Here is an 18148-nt window from a genome sequence, read left to right as displayed (position 1 = left end):
CCTGGTACGGCCCGGACCGGCCGGCAGGCGGCCAGGGGTGCCCTGCTGCCGCGGAAAACCCCTTCTGTCCGCATAATGGTTGGAAAGTGCGACGGGCGGAAAAAGAACGGCGGGCGGAAGGGGACAACTCGTGCCATCGGCTCGGCCGGGGGGCGAGGCGTCCCACGGCCCGTTCTGGTCGGAGCCGGGGACGCTGCTCGAACACGTGCCCGTGGCCGTCCTCGGCATCGATGACGACGACCGCGTCTGCTACTGGGGTCCCGGCGCGCGGGACCTCTTCGGGCACGACTCCACGGACGTCCTGTCGAAGCCCGGCGCCGTCCTCTTCACCGACGCGCCCCCGGGAACCCCCGACCCGTGCGCCCGCCTCACCGGGCTCGGCCGGACCCAGGGGTACTGGAGGGGGCGGCTGCCCGCCCGGCACCGTGACGGCACCGTCTTCGACTGCGGCTTCCGGGCCTTCTCCGTGACCGGATCCGGAGGCCCTTCGGTGGTGATGGTCCTCGCGAGCCGCAGCGACGAGCTCGACCGGGTCAAGACCAACCTGGCCTTCCTCGACGCCCTCTTCGAGACCTGCCCCATCGGCCTGGTCATGCTGGACGAGGACCTCCGGTACGTCCACCTCAACCAGGCGCTCGCCGACATGGACGGCCTGCCGATCGAGGCCCACCTCGGGCGCCACACGGACGAATTCATGATCATGTCCGACGGCGGCGAGTTCCGGCGCATGCTCCGCGCCGTCGCCCTGGGCGGAGCGCCCGTCGTCGGGACGCTGGTGGGCATGCGCCCGCGGGGGCATCCGGACCGCGACCAGGTCCGGTCGGTGAGCTTCTTCCCCCTCAGCCAGGCCGTCGGCTCGCGCCCCGGAGTGGGCGGGCTGATGGTGGACGTCACGGACCGGGAACAGGCCATCCTGGAAGCCACCGCCGGCCGGAGGCGGCTGGCTCTGCTGGACGGCGCCTCCACGCGCATCGGGACCACCCTGGACGTGAACGTCACCGCCCAGGAACTGGTCGACGCGTCGATGCCGGACTTCTGCGACGGCGCCGTGGTCGAGGTCGTGGAGTGGATGGACGAGACGGAGGACTTTGATCCGGGGCGGCCGCTGTTCACCCGCCGGATCGCCTCCGGGACGATCCTGCCCCCTCCGGCCACCGAGCTCGTGAGCGGGGTGGAGACGGTGCGGTATCCGCCCGGCTCCGTCATCCACGACATGCTGCAGAGCGGGCGCGCCATCTCCGCCGTGGTGAACGAGGAGTTCGTGGCCCGGACCGTCGTCATCGAGTCGCGCGCACGGCTCATGGTCGAGAGCGGGCTGGCCTGCGTCCTCGTCGCCCCGCTCATCGCCAGGGGCACGGTCCAGGGCATCGCCATGTTCGGCCGGTCCACCGGCCGGCCGGCCTTCACCCCGGACGACGTCAGCCTGGCCGGCGAGCTCGCCTCGCGCGCCGCGATCTGTCTGGACAACGCCCGCCTCTACAGCCGCGTCCAGGACATCGCGCTCACCCTGCAGCGGGCGTTGCTGCCCACCGCCTTGGCGACCGGCCCGTACGTGGACGTGGCCCACCGGTACGAGCCCGGCAGCCGGATCACCGAGGTCGGCGGCGACTGGTACGACGTGATCAGCCTGCCCGACGGCCGGGTCGTGCTCGTGGTGGGCGACGTGATGGGGCACGGGGTGTCGGCCGCCGCCGCGATGGGCCGCCTGCGCATCACCACCAAGGCGCTGGCCCGGCACGACAGCGAGCCCGACGAGCTGCTCACGGAGCTCGACGCGTGCGCCCAGGAGGCCGGCATCGAGCTGGCGACGTGCCTGTACATCGTCTACGACCCGCGGAACGGACGCGCCCGCATCGCCAGCGCCGGCCACCCCCCACCCCTCGTACTCCGGCCGGACGGCACCGTGGAGACCCTCGACGAGGTCTTGGGCGTTCCCCTCGGCGTCGGCGGCAGCCCGTTCCGGACGACCGAGGTCGAGCTCCCCGACCAGGCGGTTCTCGCCCTGTACACCGACGGCCTCATCGAGGCGCGCGGCCGGGACATCGAGGCAGGCCTGGAGGCGCTGCGCGTCGAACTGGCCGGGGAGCCAGGGCCGTTGGAGGCGATGGCCGACCGCATCCTCGCGCGCCTGCTGCCCGACCCGCCGACCGACGACACGGTCCTGGTCCTCGCCCGCGTCCGCCGGGCCCCTTGAGGCACCGTTCTCCGCCTCGGAGCCCGGGGGGCCGGTGGGGGGGCCGGTGGCGGCCGGTGGGGTGACGGTTCAGGTCCGGCCGATCTGGTCCTTCCCGTCCACCCGGCGCCAGCCGGGAGGCCCCACCGGCCTGGGCACCGTCCGCCCGGCGCGCATCCACTCGCGCTCCAGCCGGTCGTAGATCGGCGAGTCGGACCCCTCCCAGTACGGCCGGAGGGGCTGCGGGACCCGGGCTGCTGCCTGCTTGGCGAAAGTCGTCTCCTGCATGCTGAGCCAACGATTCTGCTGCCCCAGGTGTGGCGGGGCGTGACCGTTTTGTCATCTCTCGCCACCCGCCGGCGGGAGCGGTGGGCTCGGAGGCGGAAGCGTCCGCACGGACCTACGGTGGTCAGAGAGGCGGGGCGGGCCGGTCCCCGCGCTGGAGGAGGCTGCCATGGAGGAGCAATTTGTCTGGGTGACGACGCGCCGGATCAAGGCGGGCACCCTGGAGGAGTTCGAGAGGGCGTGGCGCCCGGGTTCCCACCCCGACGGCATCCGCGGCGCGTTCGCGTACTGGTCCGAGGACGGGCAGGAGATCACCGGAGTGTCGCTCTGGGACTCCAGGGAGGCGTGCGACGCCTGGCGGTCCTCCGAGGCGGAGGAGCGGCGGCGCGAGGTCATGGCCCCCTACGTCGTCGAGGAGCGGGAGAGCTTCTGCCGCGGAGGCGCACTCACCCTTCCCGGAGGATGACCGGGATGTGAGGGCCGGGGTGTGAGGACCGCCACGTGAGGACCGCCATGTGAGGACCGCCATGTGGGGGGCGGCCTCAGGGCCCTCGCGGCGGGCGGACGGTCAAGGTGGTGCCGTCCGGGTCGCGGGTGATGCGGGTGCCGAAAGCGCGGCTGGTGCGGGCGAGGACCTCGTGGAGCCAGCCGCAGTCCTCCCGCGCGGCGCGGCGCAGGCGCATCCGGTGGGCCTGCACGGGGACGAGGCGGGCGTGGTCGAGCCGCCCGGTGTCGGGCTCCAGGACGACGAAGTACAGCACGCGCAGGTCGTCCCGGTACCGCTCGTGGCCGCCGATGCCCTCGTAGTCGTCGATCAGGTCGCCGCAGCCGTACAGGACGGGACGTCCCCGGTACACCTCGAACGGGCGCGGATGGTGCGAGGAGTGCCCGTGGACGACGTCCGCGCCGCCGTCGACGAGCGCGTGCGCGAAGCGGACCTGGTCGCGCGGGACGGCGTGGCCCCAGTTGGAACCCCAGTGGATCGAGACGACCGCGAGGTCGCCGGACCGCTTGGCCCGCCGGATGCGGGCGGCCACCGCGGCCGCGGCCGCGTCCGAGGCCTCGTCGACGAAATCGACCCCGCTCCGGTCCGCGGTGGCCGCCCAGTCGTGGGGGATCCCGCTCGACGCCGTCCCCAGTGAGAACACCAGCAGGCGCCGGCCCCCCGGCAGGGAGTGGGCCACGGGCCGCTGCGCCGCGGCGAGGTCGTGGCCCGCACCGGCCGATCGCAGGCCTGCGGCGGCGAGCGCGTCCAGCGTCTCGGCCAGTCCGCGGCGGCCGTAGTCCAGGACGTGGTTGTTGGCCAGGGCGCAGACATCGGGACGGGCGGCGGCCAGGCAGGGCAGGTTGGCGGGGTGCATGCGGTAGTGGACCGCCTTGCCGGGGGCGATGTCCTCACTCCGGGTGACGGACGTCTCCAGGTTGATGATCCGGGCGTCGGGCGCGGCCGCGTCGAGGAGGCCCAGCGCCTCTCCCCAGGGCCAGGAGAACGGCGCCCGGCGCGGAATCGTGCCGTTCACCGCCTCCGCCAGCTCGACGTACGTACGGGCATCGGTCACGTACGCCTCCGGCAGCGCGGGATCACCGGGGTGCGGAAGGATCTGGTCGACGCCGCGGCCGAGCATCACATCGCCGGCGAGGAACAGCGTCACGGGTGCACCGCCCATCCCTCCAGGCTAGGGCGTGTCTTTCGGATCTTGTCGGCCGAGCCCGCGTTGTCCGGTGCCGTGCATCGCAAGGCGGAGGTGCTCCGCTCGTACTGGACGTACTGGGGAGCCCCGGCAGCGCGGCGAGGTGCGGTGCCGGGCAGCGCGGGCCCGGCAAGATCCGGAAGACACGCCCTAAGCGGGGCGCGCCGCCGTGGGCCGCGCTCACTGCTCCTCGCCCGCGACGAGGAGTTCACCCACCGTCTCCGTGAGGACGGCGCGGGCCGGGGCGGGCATGCCCGGGTCGGTCACGAACCAGTCGGCCTGCTCCAGCGCCGCGAATCCGCTGAGCCCGACCACGCCCCACTTGCTGTGGTCGGCCACGACGGCGATCCGCCGCGCCGAGGCGACCAGGGCCCGGTTGGTCTGGGCCTCGGTGAGGTTGGGGGTGGTCAGTCCGGCCTCTTCCGTCACCCCGTGCGCGCCGAGGACGAGCAGGTCCACGTGGAGGGATCCGATCACCAGGTCGGCGAGCGGGCCGACCAGCGCGGCCGAGGGCGTGGGGGAGCCCCCGGTGAGCAGCAGGGTGGGGGCCGCGTCCCCGCCGCCCTGGCCGGCGGCCCGCACCAGGTCGGCCACCGGGAGGGAGTTGGTGACGATCGTGAGCCGCGGGACGCCGAGCAGCCGGGCGGCGACCGCGTGCACGGTGGTGCCGCCCGAGAGCGCGACGACGCTGCCCGGTTCCACCAGGGTCGCGGCCGTCGCCGCGATGGCGGCCTTGGCGGCCGCCTCCCGACCGGACTTGGCGTCGAATCCGGGCTCGTGCCCGCTGGTCCCGGCGGTGGCGACGGCCCCGCCGTAGACCTTCTCCACGGCGCCGCGCCGGGCGAGGGCGTCCAGGTCCCGGCGGATCGTCATGTCCGAGACGCCGAGCTGTCCGACCAGGTCCGCCACCCGTACCGTGCCGTCGCGCCGGACCGCGTCGAGGATGAACGCGCGACGCTGATGGGCCAGCTGCGCTGCCTGCTCGGCCACGAGGTCACTCCCGGGGATCGGGGAATCCGGTCAGGAAGCAACAACATAACACGCGAGTGATGTTGTTTTCTGTGGAATCTGTTTAGTCTTGGTGGGTGAAGAAGACCCTCGCGAAACTCGCGGACGGCCGCGAACTGATCTACTTCGACCACGACCACGACGACGACCGCGACGACAGCGCCGTGCGCGACGCGCCCGACCTGCGCCCGCTGGATCGCGTCGACAGCCGGCCGGAACTGCGGCGGGACGAGGCGACCGGTGACTGGATCACGATCGCCGCCCACCGCCAGGGCCGGACCTACCACCCGCCCGCCGGCGAGTGCCCGCTCTGCCCCTCCCGGGACGGCCGGCTCGGTGAGATCCCCGCCGCCGACTACGCGGTGGCCGTCTTCGAGAACCGCTTCCCCTCCCTCGCGGGCGAGGCCGGACGCTGCGAAGTCGTGTGCTTCACCCCGGAACACGAGGCCTGCTTCGCCGACCTCACCCCGTCCGCCGCCCGCCTGGTCCTGGACGCGTGGACCGACCGCACCGCGGAACTCTCCGCCCTCCCGGGCGTCGAGCAGGTGTACTGCTTCGAGAACCGGGGGGCCGAGATCGGGGTGACCCTCGCCCACCCGCACGGCCAGATCTACGCCTTCCCCTTCGTCACGCCGCGCACCGCCAAGATGACCGCCGCCGCGGCCGCCCACCGCGCCGCCACCGGACGCAACCTCTTCGAGGACCTGCTGGCGGGCGCCCGCGCCGCCACCGAGCGGGTGGTGACGGCCGGGGAGCACTGGACCGCCTTCGTGCCGTACGCCGCCCGCTGGCCGTACGAGGTGCACCTCTACCCGCACCGCCGCGTTCGCGATCTGACCCGCCTGACCGAGGCCGAGCGGGCCGAGTTCCCCGGCATCTACCTGGATCTGCTGCGCCGGTTCGACCGGCTCTTCCCCGTACCGGGGCGGCCGCAGGGGCCGGCTCCCACCCCGTACGTCTCCGCCTGGCACCAGGCGCCCCGCACCCACGGCGAGGAACTGGCCCTGCACCTGGAACTGTTCACCGTCCGCCGGTCTCCCGACAAGCTGAAGTTCCTCGCCGGGACGGAGTCCGGGACGGAAGCGTTCATCAACGACGTGGCCCCCGAGGCGGCCGCGCGGCGACTCCGGGAGGCCCTGTCGTGAACGGGACCGTTCAGCGCGACGGCGACGGCGACGCCGATGCCGTCGCCGATGCCGACGGCAACCGTCGGGACCGGGTCGCGGACACCTTCCGGCGGCTCTTCGGCGTGGCCCCGGACGGGGTCTGGGCGGCGCCGGGCCGGGTCAACCTGATCGGCGAACACACCGACTACAACGACGGTTTCGCCCTCCCGATCGCCCTCCCGCAGACCACGCTGCTCGCCGCCCGCGGCCGTACGGACGGACGGCTGCGGCTGCACAGCGCGCAGGGCGACGGCCGGATCACCGACCTGGCCGTGGCCGCGCTGGCCCCCGGCGCCGTGACGGGCTGGGCCGCCTACCCGGCCGGCGTGGTCTGGGCACTCGCCGAGGCGGGACACCCGGTCGGGGGCGCCGACCTCCACTTCGACAGCACGGTTCCCACCGGCGCGGGCCTCTCCTCCTCCGCCGCGCTGGAGTGCGCGGTCGCCATCGCCTACGACGAGCTGTACGGACTGTGCCTGCCCGGGCCCGAACTGGCCCGGACCGCCCAGCGCGCGGAAAACGGGTTCGCCGGCGTGCCCTGCGGGATCATGGACCAGATGGCCTCGGTCTGCTGCACCGCCGGCGCCGCGCTCCATCTCGACGCCCGCACCCCGGAGGACCACCGGCAGGTGCCCTTCGACCTGCGGGGCCAGGGGCTGCGGCTGCTGGTGATCGACACCCGGGTCACCCACGACCTCGGGGACGGGGCGTACGCCGCCCTGCGCGCGGGCTGTGAACGCGCCGCCGCGCTGCTCGGCCTGACCGCCCTGCGCGACCTGTCCGCCGGGGAGCTCCCGCGGGCCCTGGACGCCCTGCCGGCGGAACTCGTCCCGCTGGTCCGCCACGTGGTGACCGAGAACGACCGCGTCACCGAAGCCGTCTCGCGGCTGCGGGAGGGGAACGCCGCGGCGCTCGGCCCGATCCTCACCCACGGCCACGCCTCGCTCCGCGACGACTACCGCGTCTCCTGTCCGGAGACCGACCTCGCCGTGGCGGCTGCCGTGGACGCCGGGGCACTCGGCGCCCGGATGACGGGAGGCGGCTTCGGGGGCTCCGTCATCGCCCTGGTGGAGGCCGGACGGGAGAGCGCGGTGGGCGGGGCCGTCACGGCCGCCTTCGCCGCCGCCGGTCACCGCCTCCCGCGTATCCTCACGGTCACCGCCGCCGCGGGCGCCCGCCGCCTCGGGACGCGGTAGCCGGGCGCCGCCCCTCGAACCGCGGGGCGTGGCCGTCCCCGGCAGCGACGGCAGTCGAGCGTACGACCGCGCCACCGCTCAGGCTCCACCCGCACCACCCGCTCCACCCGGCACGTCCACCCCCAGGTCACCCGGAGGAAGACACCGTGAGAAGACCCCTGTTACCGGCGGCACTCGCCGCGGCGCTCCTGCTCGGAGAGCTCGCCGCCGCACCGGCCGCCGCGGCACCCGCCATACCAGCGGCACCCGCGATACCAGCGGCACCCGGCTCGTCGGCCGTCCTGGCCGACTCCTGGCGTCCGCCCCTCAGCACCCGGGGCCGCTACGTCGTCGACGCCGACGGCAACCGCTTCAAACTCAAGTCGGCGAACTGGCAAGGAGCACAAGGCACTTGGAGCGGCTCGGGCGACATCAACGACCCGGCCAGCCACCACGACGGCGAGAAGGCCGACCAGATGCCGCTCGGCCTGGACCGTGCGCCGATCCCGCGGATCCTCGCCGGGTTCCACGAACTCGGCATCAACAGCATCCGACTGCCGTACTCGAACGAGATGCTGCACGATCAGCGTCCGGTGTCCGACGCCTCGGTCGCCGCCAACCCGCAGCTGCGCGGCAAGACCCCGCTCCAGGTCTTCGACGCCGTCATCGCCGCCACCACGGCCGAGGGCTTCGCGGTGATCCTCAACAACCACACCATCACCTCGCGCTTCTGCTGCGGCCTGGACGGCAACGAACGCTGGAACACCAGCCAGTCCACCGCGCAGTGGGAGGACGACTGGATCGGCCTGGCCCGCCGCTACAAGGACAACAAGCGCGTCGTCGGCGCCGACCTCTACAACGAGGTCCGCCGCACCGTCACCGACGACGCCAACTGGAACTGGGGCAACGGCCACGACTGGTGGGCCGCGTCCCAGCGCCTCGGCGACCGCCTCCTCACCGAGGCCAACCCCGACCTGCTGATCGTCGTCGAAGGCATCAACTGGCAGGGGATCCCGGCCGACGGGCTGCCCCACTGGCGTCCCACGCTCGAACCCGTACGGACCGTGTCCCACACCCTCGTCGCCTCGAACAAGCTGGTGTACGCGGCGCACTTCTACGGCTACACCGGCCCGAACCACACGGGCGCGACCGGCATGGGGGAGACCCACGACCCGCGGTACCAGGAACTCTCCCGCGAAGACCTGTTCGCGACCCTGCAGCGCCAGGCGTTCTTCGTCACCTCCGCATCGGGCGGTCACTTCACCGCACCCCTGTGGATCAGCGAGTTCGGCATCGGCAGTGACGAGACCAACCCGCAGGCACGCGCCTGGTTCGGAAACTTCGTGGACCACCTGATCGCCAACGACACCGATTTCGCCTACTGGCCCCTGGTCGGCTGGGCCGGACACGGCACCTGGTCGGTCCTCGACTTCGATGCGACGGGCCGCCGTTCCGGGATCCTGGACGGCGGTGACTGGCGCGCCGCCGACTGGAACCGGCTCGTCACCTCGCCGGAGAAGCGCGGGCCGGTCGCCGTCGCCGACACCTGGGACATGCTCAACCTCGACCACGCCGACGCGGTCCAGTCGGCGCACATGCGGACGCTCCCGGACTGGGACCAGGGAGCCCGCAAGGGGGTGTGCCCCGACGGACAGCGGCTCGTCGGCCTGGCGCACCGCGACGGGCGCGGCCTGTGCACCGACGCAGGGGCCGCAGGTCTGGCGTCCCCCGATCCGGAGGCGAGCGCCGTGCGCGACGAACGCCACGTACAGCAGGGCGACTGGGCGTCCGGGTACACCAAGTACCAGTGCGGGCCGGGCCAGTTCATGACCGGCTACAGCGTGCGGGGCCAGGCGGTCTCGGCGGTCCTGTGCGCCCGGGCGGGCAGGCCCCTCGGCACGAACGGCCGTACGGTCTGGTTCGACCGGGGCGACAACCGGCCGGCCGGTGGCCCGGGCGGAGAGTTCGCGTACGGCAACCACAAGGGGCAGTGCGCAACGGACGAGTACGCCGCGGGCCTCGCCTTCACCGGCGCATGGGCCAAGGGCAAGACGCCGGACGCCCTGCTGTGCCGCAAGCTGTGAGCGCCGCGACCCGGCGACGACGGCCGCAACCGGCGCGTCTGCCGCAGCCGACGCCTCCGGAACGAGGCTGACTTCCGCCGCACCGTGACGGTCGGGTCGGAGAGCCGGCGGCCGGCGATCGTGCCGGGTGGTGACGTCGCGCCCGCGAAAGCGGGCGCGGAGGGCGTACGACGGACACGCCCCGCCCGTCATCACCCGGTCCGGCCGGCTCCCGGCCGCCTCGGCCCGGCCTGATCGGCCTGCACCCCCTACGGCCGGTCCAGCCGGGCTGCTCCGAAGGAGACGTCGAAGCGGTCGCACCAGATGGAGAGGCTCGTGTAGTCGGCTGGGTTCACTTCGGGCGGGACCGCGTAGTTCTGGTCACCCTTGTTGCCTTTGAGTGCTCCCAGGCTGATGTGCTCGCCGTCGTCGAACACATGCCAGCCTTCCCGGCCCTCCTTGACGGGCGCATCGGTCAGCCACACCCTCAGATCCGGTCCGTTGCTGGTGTCGAGGTCCTCCAGCCGCAGGACGTGCGAGCCGTCGGCGAGGCGCAGGAGCCTGACGGTGCCGGTGGTGGTGTGCTCGTGGCTGATGAGCGTGCCCTGCGCGACCGTCACCGGTCCCGGAGCCGGGGTGGCCGTGCCGGAGACCGAAGGGGCGGCCGAGGTGCTGGGCAGGGCCTCCTCGACCGTGCGGTCCACCCACAGTTTCCAGGGCTCGAACCAATAGAGCCCGAGTGCCAGCCCGGCGGCCAGCACGATCAATGCGCCGATGACCAGCGGCCTGCGCCGCCACCTGCTTCCACTGCTTCCACGTACCACGGTCGTACTCCGCTCCCGCGTCCCGTCCCTGACGACGAACACCATGCCCCGCCGGTGCCTGGCGGACCCGCACCACGTCACCTCCTGGTCGTCACCTACCGGGGCCGGCGTCGCGCCACATGGACCGGAGGGGCGGTCAGCCGTCCGGCAGCCGGATCGGCGGCTCCTGCACCGCGGAGGGGACCATCCACACCAGGACCGGGTCGTCGCCGAAGGCGCGGGCCGGCAGGGCTGTGCGTGGGTTCATCGGGCCACGGTAGGCGGCGGCACCGGACCGCGCCTGCCGTCCGCCGATGGACACGCCGCCGGATGGGCCACCCGCCGCCGGGGCTGGACACACGGCCCTGTGTCGTAACAGAATCAGTTGCGACACAGGCGAGGGGCAACAGGCGCCACAGATCGCGGCGGAGCGGAGGATCCATGGGTGCGAGCAGTCGGATGACCGTGGCCACGCACGCGCTGACCTGGATGGCCCTGGTCTGCCCCGGGCGGCCCGACCACATCGTGACGTCCGACCAGATCGCATCCAGCGTCAACACCAATCCCGTCGTCATCCGCCGCGTCCTCGGCAGCCTGCGCGACGCGGGCCTGGTCGTCTCGCAGCGCGGCCAGGGCGCCGGCTGGAGGCTGGCGCGAGCGCCGGAGACGATCACGCTGAGGGACGTCTACCTCGCCGTCGAGCCTGATCCGCTCATCGCGCTGCACGCGGCGACCCCCAACCAGGAGTGCCCCGTGGCGCGGGGGATCCCGCCCGTGCTGCGCGAGGCGTACGGCCGCGCGGAGGAGTCGATGAAGGCCGAACTGGCCGCCGTCACCGTCGCCGACGTGCTGAGAGAGACGGTCGCGTGAACCGTGAACCCTGAACCGTGAGCCCTGAGCTTCTGAAACCGGAGTCCGGACACGGCGGACTCCCTCACCAAGGACTGAACCAAGTGATCACCACGGACCGCCTCCGGCTGCGCCCCCTCACCGACGCCGACACCGACTGGTGGGTGCGCCTGCACGCCGACGAGGAGGTCAACCGGTTCGTCGGCGGCTACACCCGGGAGCAGGCCGCGGCGCGCCTGCGCGAGATACAGCAGCAGTGGACCCGCCGCGGCCACGGCCTGTGCGCCGTCGAACTGCGCGGCACCGGCGAGGCGGTGGGACGCTGCGGCCTCAACTGGTGGGAGCAGTTCGGCGAGACCGAGATCGGCTGGATCTTCGCCCGCTCCCACTGGGGGCAGGGCTACGCCACGGAAGCGGCCCGGGCCGTTCTCGCGCGGGGCTTCGGCTCCCTGGGGCTCCAGCGGATCACCGCCATGATCCACCACGGCAACAGCGCGTCCTCCGCCGTCGCCTGGCGCCTCGGGTTCACACCCCTGCGCGAGGACACCGTCCTCGACCGCCCCTGCACCGTCTACGCCCTGGGCCGGGACGGCTTCGCCGCCCGGCCCCGACCGTAGGGGTCAGCTGCCCAGCGTGCCGAAGAAGGCGCGGACGTCGGTGACGAAAGCCTCGGGCTGCTCCAGCGAAAGGAAGTTGCCGCCGCGCTCCAGCTCGGTCCAGTGGGTGATGTTGTGGTCCCGCTCGGCGAAGCGGCGGATGGCGATGTCGGTGTGCAGGGCGACGGCCACGCCGGTCGGGACGGTGCCGCGCGGCTTCGGGGCCCAGGCGCTCGGGTCGTGGCCCGACTCGTAGTACAGGTTCGCCGAGGAGCCCGCCGTGCCGCTGAACCAGTAGACGCTGACGTTGGTCAGCAGGCGGTCGCGGCCCACGGCGTCCTCGGGGAGCTCCGTGGCGGGGTCCGTCCACTCCTTGAACTTCTCGGTGATCCAGGCGAGTTGGCCGACCGGCGAGTCGTGCAGGCCGTAGGCGAGGGTCTGCGGGCGGGTGGACTGGATGGCGTTGAAGCCCATCTTGTCCTGCTGGAAGTCCTCCAGCCGGGCCAGTCGTTCCTGTTCGGAAGCGGTCAGCCCGTCGAATTCGGCCGGGTCGCCGGAGGGGAAGGTGACCAGGCCGTTGACGTGAACGCCGATGATCCGGTCGGGTGCCCGGCGCCCCATCTCGGCGGCGATCCAGGCGCCGCCGCCCGTTCCTTGGACCCCGTAGGACCCGTATCCGAGCCGGTCCATCAGCTCGACGAACGCGCCCGCGATGCGGCCGGTGTTCCAGCCGGCCTCGCCCAGCGGACCGGAGAAGCCGGTGCCGGGCGTGGAGGTCACGATGACGTGGAAGTCCTGCGCCAGCGGCCGGACGGCCTCGACGAACTGCACGAACGAGCAGGGCCAGTCGTGCAGCAGGAGCAGCGGGACGGCCGCCGGGTTCTGCGAACGGACGTGGAGGAAGTGGATGTTCTGGCCGTCGATCTCGGTCGTGAACTGGGGGAACTCGTTGAGCTCCGCCTCCGCCTTGCGCCAGTCGAAGCCGTCGGCCCAGTACGCGGCCAGGTCTTTGAGGTAGGCGGTGGGCACACCCCGGCTCCAGCCGGCGCCGGGGATCTCGCTGCCCCAGCGGGTACGTGCCAGCCGGTCGCGCAGGTCGTCGAGCTCGTCCTGCGGGACGTCGATGCGGAAGGGGTGGATCCGGGCGTCGGTGTTGCTGCTGCTCTCCATGGATACGACAGTATTCTCGATATAGGCACGTTGCCTTCCTAATGGCAGAACAGGCTGGACCTCATGCTGGACACCTCCGCACGGTTGCTGCGCCTGCTCTCCCTCCTGCAGACCCCGCGGGCCTGGCCCGGATCCGAACTGGCCGAGCGCCTGGGGGTGAGCGGCCGTACCGTGCGCAACGACATCGACCGGCTGCGCGAACTCGGCTACCCGGTGGACGCCACGCGCGGAGCCACCGGCGGCTACCGGCTCGGCGCCGGCGCCGCGATGCCCCCGCTGCTGCTCGACGACGAGGAGGCCGTCGCGGTGACGATCGCCCTGCGCACCGCGGCGACGCAGGGCGCCGTACCCGGCACCGAGGAGACCTCGCTGCGGGCGCTCGCCAAGCTGGAGCAGGTGCTGCCCTCGCGGCTGCGCCGCAGGGTGCGAACCATGCAGGCCTACACCGTGACCGTACCGGCCGACCGTCCGGCCCCGACCGTGTCCGCGGACGTGCTGACCGCCCTGGTGTCCGCCTGCCGTGACCGGGAACGACTGCGCTTCGACTACCTGGACCACGCCGGGTCGCCCACCCGCCGGGTGGTCGAGCCGTACCGTGCGGTGAACTGGGGGCAGCGCTGGTACCTGGTGGCGTGGGACGTCGAGCGCGAGGACTGGCGGACCTTCCGGGTCGACCGGATCCAGCCCCGCACCCCGACCGGACCGCGCTTCACCCCGCGCGAACTGCCGGGCGGCGACGCCGCGGCGTACGTCTCCCGGGGGGTGTCGAGCGCGGCCTGGCGCTACGGCGCGCGGGTGACCGTACACGCTCCGGCGGCGGCGGTGGCCGAGCGGATCAACCCCGCGGTCGGCACGGTCGAGGCGCTCGACGCCGGCACTTGTGTCCTGGTCACCGGTGCCGACACGGTGCAGAGCCTCGCCGTTCACCTGGGCATGCTCGACTTCGACTTCGAGGTCACCGAACCCGCGGAACTGGTCGCCCACCTCCGCCGCCTCGCGGACCGCTACGCCCGCTCGACGGAGCCTGCCGGCTGAGGTCGCCGAGCCCCGCTGAGGCGGTTCAGATGATGTGGATCCGCTCCAGGGTCCCGGCGGTGTCGCGGACCATCAGGTCGTGGCCCTTGGCGCGCTCGCCCTCGATGAAGCCGAGCAGCAGGACCGCACGGTTGATCACGTCGGACTTGCTGACTCCCGACGCGGCGGTGAGCTCGGAGACCACGGTGACGGCGGGAGGGCACAGGGTCACCGAGTACCGCTCGCTGTCGGGGTGGGGAGGAAGCTGCTGGTCCATCTCGATGCCCTTCGGTCGGACCGGTCGGATGCGCATCAAGAGTGCACCAGAAGTGCGCGCATGTGGAGCGAATTTGCGCTCAGGGGGCGTTGGTGACCGGCAGTTCGCGCAGCGCGCGGAATCGGAAGGTGCTGTTCCAGCGCAGTTGGTCTGCCGGACGGGCGAGCTTGAGGTGGGGGAGCCGGTCGATGAGCGCGCCCAGGGCCAGGGTGAGCTGGAGCCGCGCCAGGGGTGCTCCGAGGCAGTAGTGCATGCCGTGCCCGAGGGCGAGGTGGGCCTTGTCGGCGCGGTCGATGTCGAAGCGGTCCGGGTCCGGGTAGCGGGCCGGGTCCCGGTGCGCGGCGGCCAGGCCGAACAGGACGGTGTCCCCGGCCGGTATCCGTACGCCGCCGATCTCGACCGGTCCGGTGGGGAAGCGGCGGATCGCCGTCTGGTTGGGGCTGGTGTACCGCAGGAGTTCCTCGACCGCGTCCGCCATGCGCGCGGGCCGCGCCCGCAGTTCGGCCAGCTGGTCCGGTTGCTGTAGGAGCGTGAGCACGCCGGCGCTGATGACGTGCTGCACGTTCTCGCTGCCGGCGCCGAGGATCAGGAAGGCGAGCGAGACGAGCTCGTCCTCGGTGAGCCGGTCCTCCTCGTCGCGTGCCGCGATCAGGCCCGACAGCACGTCGTCGCCGGGGGCGGCGCGCCGCAGGGCCACGAGATCGACGAGGAAGCCGTGGATGTCACCGATGGCCTGGACGAGCCCCTCGCGGGAACGGGGGCCGAGCATGGCCGAGATCCAGGCGGAGAAGCGTTCCTGGTCGTCGGCCGGGACGTCGAGCAGGGCGCCGATGACCCGGAGCGGCAGCGGCTTGGCGAACGCGGCCACCAGGTCGGCCTCGCCGTCGCTCGCGATCCGCTCGCCGAGCTGCGCGACCAGGGTGTCGACGGCCGTGCCGATCTCGCCGCGGAGCAGGTCCACGTGGCGGGCGGTGAACCCCTTGGCCACCAGGCGGCGCAGGCGCAGGTGGTCGTCCGGGTCGATGTTCAGGAGGTTGCTGTCGAGCGCCGGCGGCAGCGAGAAGCCGCTGAAACCCATGGACGAATGGCGCTTGTTGACCGAGAGGCGCTGATCGGACAGGCCCTCGCGCACGTCCGCCTCGCGGGTCACCAGCCACACCGGGGAACCGTCCGGCAGCGCCACCCGGTGCACGGGCCCGGCCGCGCGCAGTTCGGCGTAGACGGCGTGGGGGTCGTTCGCGAACGACGTGCCGAACGGCTGCGGGAGGGCCACGTCTTCCGAAGTCTGGATCATGCGCATTCCTTGGGTACCCGGGGCGGCCGGTCGTCGGCGAGCGGGCTCGTCCTGAGCCTTGATCACCTTACTGAACTGCCGTACAGGGCAACGGGGGAGGCGTGCGGGGCCGGACGTGCCGACGGGCGGCTCCCCCGGGGGGAGCCGCCCGTCGCGTCGCGGAAGGTGCCGCTTTTCACATCTGGTCGGGTGCCGGTGCCGGTGCCGCAGCCGGTGCCGAGGCGGGCGCGGGGACGGCCGTGGCGAGCAGGGCCGCGGCCAGGTTCTCCTTGCGGATGCGCTGGTCGACGTAGACGAGGGTCACGAGCAACTGGGGGTAGCCGTAATGGAACAGGGAGCTGATCACGCCGCCGATCAGCGAGACGATCGCGTACACGACGAGTCCGGCGATCAGGCCGCTCGGGTCCGTGGTGTCCCCGTCCATCTCCGCCAGGGCCGGGAAGAGCGCGAACATGCCGACGAAGCTGAACGGCATCTGGATCAGGTAGCCCACGACCCCCGCCACGAGGTATCCGAGCATCGTGATGCCGAACACCCGCCACCAGTCACCGCTGACCAGCCGGGAGGAGCGCCGTAGGGCCGCCACGGGGCCCAGGTCCTCGCACACGGCGACGGCGGACGCGAGGCTGAACCGCGTCATGAGCCAGACGGTGACGGGAATGCAGACGAACAGGCCCAGGAGCATCACGGACATGACGATCGACGGGCCGGCCTCGGCCGACGCCGACAGGATGATCAGCGGGATGCAGATCGCGTACAGGAGGAGCATGGGCCCGCCCGCGATCAGCCAGGTGAGCAGCAGGACGCCGAGCACCGCGGGCAGCCGGGACCGGCTGCGGCGCCACATCGCGCCGAAGGTCGTGGGGCGGCCGACCACGGCCTCCTGCACCACGGAGGCACCCAGGGCGCTGATCATGGCCGCGCCCAGTGCGACCGCGACCAGCATGAGGACACCGGCCGGTATGAAGGCCAGGAGCAGGGCCAGCACGTCATCGCTGTGCGGGCTCTGCCCCGGTGCGAGGTCGAAGACCGCGGAGATGAGGTCCTGGACGACGGCCAAGGTGACGCCGATCGCTGCGGCCACGACCAGGATTCCGATGCCCTGGACCGCGAGCATGACCCCGATCAGGGGCTTCGCGTACCGGCGGAACGTCGAAAAGGCGCCGCCGAGTATGTCTCCCACGGAGAGCGGCTGGAGGGGTATGACGCCCGGCTGCGGCGCGGGCGGCGGCGTCCAGCCGCCTCCCCACTGCGGATTGGGCTGTCCCGGGTACTGCCCCGGCCCCGTGTAGTGCGACATCGCTGTTCCCCCTCGAATGAAGGGACACGGTAACCCGCCGAACTGCGCTGGTACTACACAGGGCCCCCGCGCAAGAGGCCGCTCGCGCGCAGGTCAGCGCGGGCGGGGGCCGGTCCGGGGCATCCCGGGCCGGGGCGGGCGGACCGGCCTCAGCCGTCGAGTAGCCGCCATGCGGTGAGGGCGAGTCCGGCGCGCATCAGGCCGGTGGGTTCGGTCACGTCGACGCCCAGGGTCCTTCCGATCTGTTCGAGCCGGCGGGCGACGCTGCTGTGGTGCAGGTGCAGCAGGTCGGCGGCCCGGCGCAGCGACCCGGTGGCGCAGTAGGCGTCCAGGGTCTCCAGATCTGCCGGGCTCCCGGCGATCCGGGCGATCGCGGCCACGTCGGCGTTGTCCCGCGCGGCGTCCTCGGGCACCTGGGCGAGCAGCGCCAACGCCCCCAGCGCGTCGTACCGGACGACCGGCCGGCGGGGGGTGGCGAAGCGGAGGGCGGTGCGGGCTTCCCGCCAGCACCGGTCCGGGCTCTGCGCGGCGCCGATGCCCGCGAGGACGCCCGCCGGAAACCGGGCCGGGTCGATGGCGGTGGGGGTGGCGGTGAGCAGGATGACGCCCACGTCGGCCAGCTGCGCCGCCTTCACCGGGCGGGCCGGGCAGACCAGGCCGCCGATCTGATCGAGCGGAAGCCGCGACCGGACGGCGACGACGCGGACCGGCTGGTCGGCGGCGAACCCCAGGAGCCGCAGCGCACGTGCTCTGGCCGCCTCGTCGCTGTCGGCGCTGATCACCAGTTCGACGAGGGCCGGGTCGGCCATGGTGGTACGGGCCGGTCCGTACCGCTCCGCGACGGACGCGGCGGCGAGGGCGAGCCGCTCCAGGAGCACGTCGTCGAGCGGGTTCGGCGGGCCGGGGCGTTCCAGCCACACCGTGCCGATCTCCTCCTCGTCGAGCGTGATCGGCGCCGTGGCGGAGGCGGGTCGCGGCGGCTCGGAGGCCGGCCTGCCGTCGGGCGCTACCCGGACCACGCGTCCCGCGCCGTGGAGCCGCACCCCGGCCACGCACCCGGCCAGGCCCGCCGAGGACCGGGCGAGAGCCGGGAGGTCCACCCGTCGTCGCATCAGCGTGTCGTAGAACGCGACGATGCGGATCGCGCCGTCGACGTACGCGTCCAGTCCCGACAGCCGCAAGGCCAGTGCCTCCATGCCAGGAGGATAGGGCCCCGGGAGGGGAGGAGAGGGGCGCCGAACGGTGCGGGATCGGGGCGGGACGCGCGACGGATGGCGGACGAGC

At 72.9% G+C, this 18148-nt stretch carries 17 protein-coding genes; 8 read left to right on the top strand and 9 right to left on the bottom strand.

What is annotated here, in order from left to right; genetic code table 11:
- The first annotated feature begins 130 nt into the window (after window positions 1–130).
- The gene (locus tag OG534_RS04505) at window positions 131–2194 is read left to right on the top strand and encodes a SpoIIE family protein phosphatase (RefSeq protein ID WP_326586765.1); all 2064 of its coding nucleotides are present in this window, start codon (window positions 131–133) and stop codon (window positions 2192–2194) included.
- Between the two features lie 69 nt (window positions 2195–2263).
- Here OG534_RS04505 and OG534_RS04500 read toward each other — a convergent pair whose 3' ends face one another.
- Window positions 2264–2461, bottom strand: a complete 198-nt coding sequence (locus OG534_RS04500) for a hypothetical protein (RefSeq protein WP_326586764.1) — start codon at window positions 2459–2461, stop codon at window positions 2264–2266.
- Window positions 2462–2627: 166 nt separating this feature from the next.
- Between OG534_RS04500 and OG534_RS04495 the strand changes: the two genes are divergently transcribed.
- Window positions 2628–2924, top strand: a complete 297-nt coding sequence (locus tag OG534_RS04495; RefSeq protein WP_326586763.1) for a hypothetical protein — start codon at window positions 2628–2630, stop codon at window positions 2922–2924.
- Window positions 2925–3000: 76 nt separating this feature from the next.
- Here OG534_RS04495 and OG534_RS04490 read toward each other — a convergent pair whose 3' ends face one another.
- On the bottom strand, window positions 3001–4125 hold the full coding sequence (locus OG534_RS04490) for a CapA family protein (protein ID WP_326586762.1): 1125 nt from the start codon (window positions 4123–4125) through the stop codon (window positions 3001–3003).
- A 204-nt stretch (window positions 4126–4329) separates the two neighbouring features.
- Entirely contained in the window at window positions 4330–5139 is an 810-nt protein-coding gene (locus OG534_RS04485) for a DeoR/GlpR family DNA-binding transcription regulator (protein ID WP_326586761.1), read from the bottom strand.
- Window positions 5140–5234: 95 nt separating this feature from the next.
- On the opposite strand from OG534_RS04485, the gene galT reads away from it, so the two are divergent.
- The 3 genes from galT (at window position 5235) to OG534_RS04470 (ending at window position 9582) form a co-directional block, all read left to right on the top strand.
- Window positions 5235–6302, top strand: a complete 1068-nt coding sequence (galT, locus tag OG534_RS04480; RefSeq protein WP_326586760.1) for a galactose-1-phosphate uridylyltransferase — start codon at window positions 5235–5237, stop codon at window positions 6300–6302.
- Window positions 6299–7519, top strand: a complete 1221-nt coding sequence (gene galK / locus OG534_RS04475; protein WP_326586759.1) for a galactokinase — start codon at window positions 6299–6301, stop codon at window positions 7517–7519. The genes galT and galK overlap by 4 nt, the downstream gene beginning before the upstream one ends.
- A gap of 146 nt (window positions 7520–7665) precedes the next feature.
- The gene (locus tag OG534_RS04470) at window positions 7666–9582 is read left to right on the top strand and encodes a glycoside hydrolase family 5 protein (RefSeq protein WP_326586758.1); all 1917 of its coding nucleotides are present in this window, start codon (window positions 7666–7668) and stop codon (window positions 9580–9582) included.
- A 248-nt stretch (window positions 9583–9830) separates the two neighbouring features.
- On the opposite strand, the gene OG534_RS04465 is transcribed toward OG534_RS04470, so the two are convergent.
- A complete protein-coding gene (locus OG534_RS04465) occupies window positions 9831–10385 on the bottom strand; it encodes a DM13 domain-containing protein (RefSeq protein ID WP_326586757.1) in 555 nt (184 codons plus the stop codon).
- A gap of 420 nt (window positions 10386–10805) precedes the next feature.
- Here OG534_RS04465 and OG534_RS04460 point away from each other — a divergent pair, with 420 nt between their 5' ends.
- Both OG534_RS04460 and OG534_RS04455 read left to right on the top strand, forming a co-directional pair.
- Window positions 10806–11234: an Rrf2 family transcriptional regulator gene (locus OG534_RS04460; RefSeq protein WP_326586756.1), complete on the top strand. Its 429-nt coding sequence runs from the start codon at window positions 10806–10808 to the stop codon at window positions 11232–11234.
- 83 nt (window positions 11235–11317) lie between these two features.
- Window positions 11318–11830 (top strand): GNAT family N-acetyltransferase, encoded by a 513-nt coding sequence (locus OG534_RS04455; RefSeq protein ID WP_326586755.1) that lies wholly within the window; start codon window positions 11318–11320, stop codon window positions 11828–11830.
- Window positions 11831–11833: 3 nt separating this feature from the next.
- Here the strand turns inward: OG534_RS04455 and OG534_RS04450 are convergent, their stop codons facing one another.
- The gene (locus tag OG534_RS04450; RefSeq protein WP_326586754.1) at window positions 11834–12979 is read right to left on the bottom strand and encodes an epoxide hydrolase family protein; all 1146 of its coding nucleotides are present in this window, start codon (window positions 12977–12979) and stop codon (window positions 11834–11836) included.
- A gap of 63 nt (window positions 12980–13042) precedes the next feature.
- Here OG534_RS04450 and OG534_RS04445 point away from each other — a divergent pair, with 63 nt between their 5' ends.
- Window positions 13043–14014 (top strand): helix-turn-helix transcriptional regulator, encoded by a 972-nt coding sequence (locus tag OG534_RS04445; protein ID WP_326586753.1) that lies wholly within the window; start codon window positions 13043–13045, stop codon window positions 14012–14014.
- Window positions 14015–14039: 25 nt separating this feature from the next.
- Here the strand turns inward: OG534_RS04445 and OG534_RS04440 are convergent, their stop codons facing one another.
- The 4 genes from OG534_RS04440 to OG534_RS04425 form a co-directional block, all read right to left on the bottom strand.
- On the bottom strand, window positions 14040–14306 hold the full coding sequence (locus OG534_RS04440) for a hypothetical protein (protein ID WP_326586752.1): 267 nt from the start codon (window positions 14304–14306) through the stop codon (window positions 14040–14042).
- Window positions 14307–14349: 43 nt separating this feature from the next.
- Entirely contained in the window at window positions 14350–15564 is a 1215-nt protein-coding gene (locus OG534_RS04435) for a cytochrome P450 family protein (RefSeq protein WP_326586751.1), read from the bottom strand.
- A 175-nt stretch (window positions 15565–15739) separates the two neighbouring features.
- The gene (locus tag OG534_RS04430) at window positions 15740–16864 is read right to left on the bottom strand and encodes a hypothetical protein (protein WP_326586750.1); all 1125 of its coding nucleotides are present in this window, start codon (window positions 16862–16864) and stop codon (window positions 15740–15742) included.
- A 149-nt stretch (window positions 16865–17013) separates the two neighbouring features.
- Window positions 17014–18060: a helix-turn-helix domain-containing protein gene (locus tag OG534_RS04425; RefSeq protein ID WP_326586749.1), complete on the bottom strand. Its 1047-nt coding sequence runs from the start codon at window positions 18058–18060 to the stop codon at window positions 17014–17016.
- Between the last annotated feature and the right edge of the window lie 88 nt (window positions 18061–18148).

Source organism: Streptomyces sp. NBC_01294, assembly GCF_035917235.1.
In the GTDB taxonomy this organism is placed as follows: domain Bacteria; phylum Actinomycetota; class Actinomycetes; order Streptomycetales; family Streptomycetaceae; genus Streptomyces; species Streptomyces caledonius.
This window is presented reverse-complemented; position numbering and strand designations above follow the sequence as displayed.

What these genes read in the sequence shown, in the direction of transcription:
- OG534_RS04435 (WP_326586751.1), bottom strand. Translation starts at nt 15,564, where the DNA reads ATGATCCAGACTTCGGAAGACGTGGCCCTCCCGCAGCCGTTCGGCACG.
- OG534_RS04440 (WP_326586752.1), bottom strand. Translation starts at nt 14,306, where the DNA reads ATGCGCATCCGACCGGTCCGACCGAAGGGCATCGAGATGGACCAGCAG.
- OG534_RS04430 (WP_326586750.1), bottom strand. Translation starts at nt 16,864, where the DNA reads ATGTCGCACTACACGGGGCCGGGGCAGTACCCGGGACAGCCCAATCCG.
- OG534_RS04495 (WP_326586763.1), top strand. Translation starts at nt 2,628, where the DNA reads ATGGAGGAGCAATTTGTCTGGGTGACGACGCGCCGGATCAAGGCGGGC.
- OG534_RS04500 (WP_326586764.1), bottom strand. Translation starts at nt 2,461, where the DNA reads ATGCAGGAGACGACTTTCGCCAAGCAGGCAGCAGCCCGGGTCCCGCAG.
- OG534_RS04425 (WP_326586749.1), bottom strand. Translation starts at nt 18,060, where the DNA reads ATGGAGGCACTGGCCTTGCGGCTGTCGGGACTGGACGCGTACGTCGAC.
- OG534_RS04450 (WP_326586754.1), bottom strand. Translation starts at nt 12,979, where the DNA reads ATGGAGAGCAGCAGCAACACCGACGCCCGGATCCACCCCTTCCGCATC.
- OG534_RS04445 (WP_326586753.1), top strand. Translation starts at nt 13,043, where the DNA reads ATGCTGGACACCTCCGCACGGTTGCTGCGCCTGCTCTCCCTCCTGCAG.
- OG534_RS04460 (WP_326586756.1), top strand. Translation starts at nt 10,806, where the DNA reads ATGGGTGCGAGCAGTCGGATGACCGTGGCCACGCACGCGCTGACCTGG.
- OG534_RS04490 (WP_326586762.1), bottom strand. Translation starts at nt 4,125, where the DNA reads ATGGGCGGTGCACCCGTGACGCTGTTCCTCGCCGGCGATGTGATGCTC.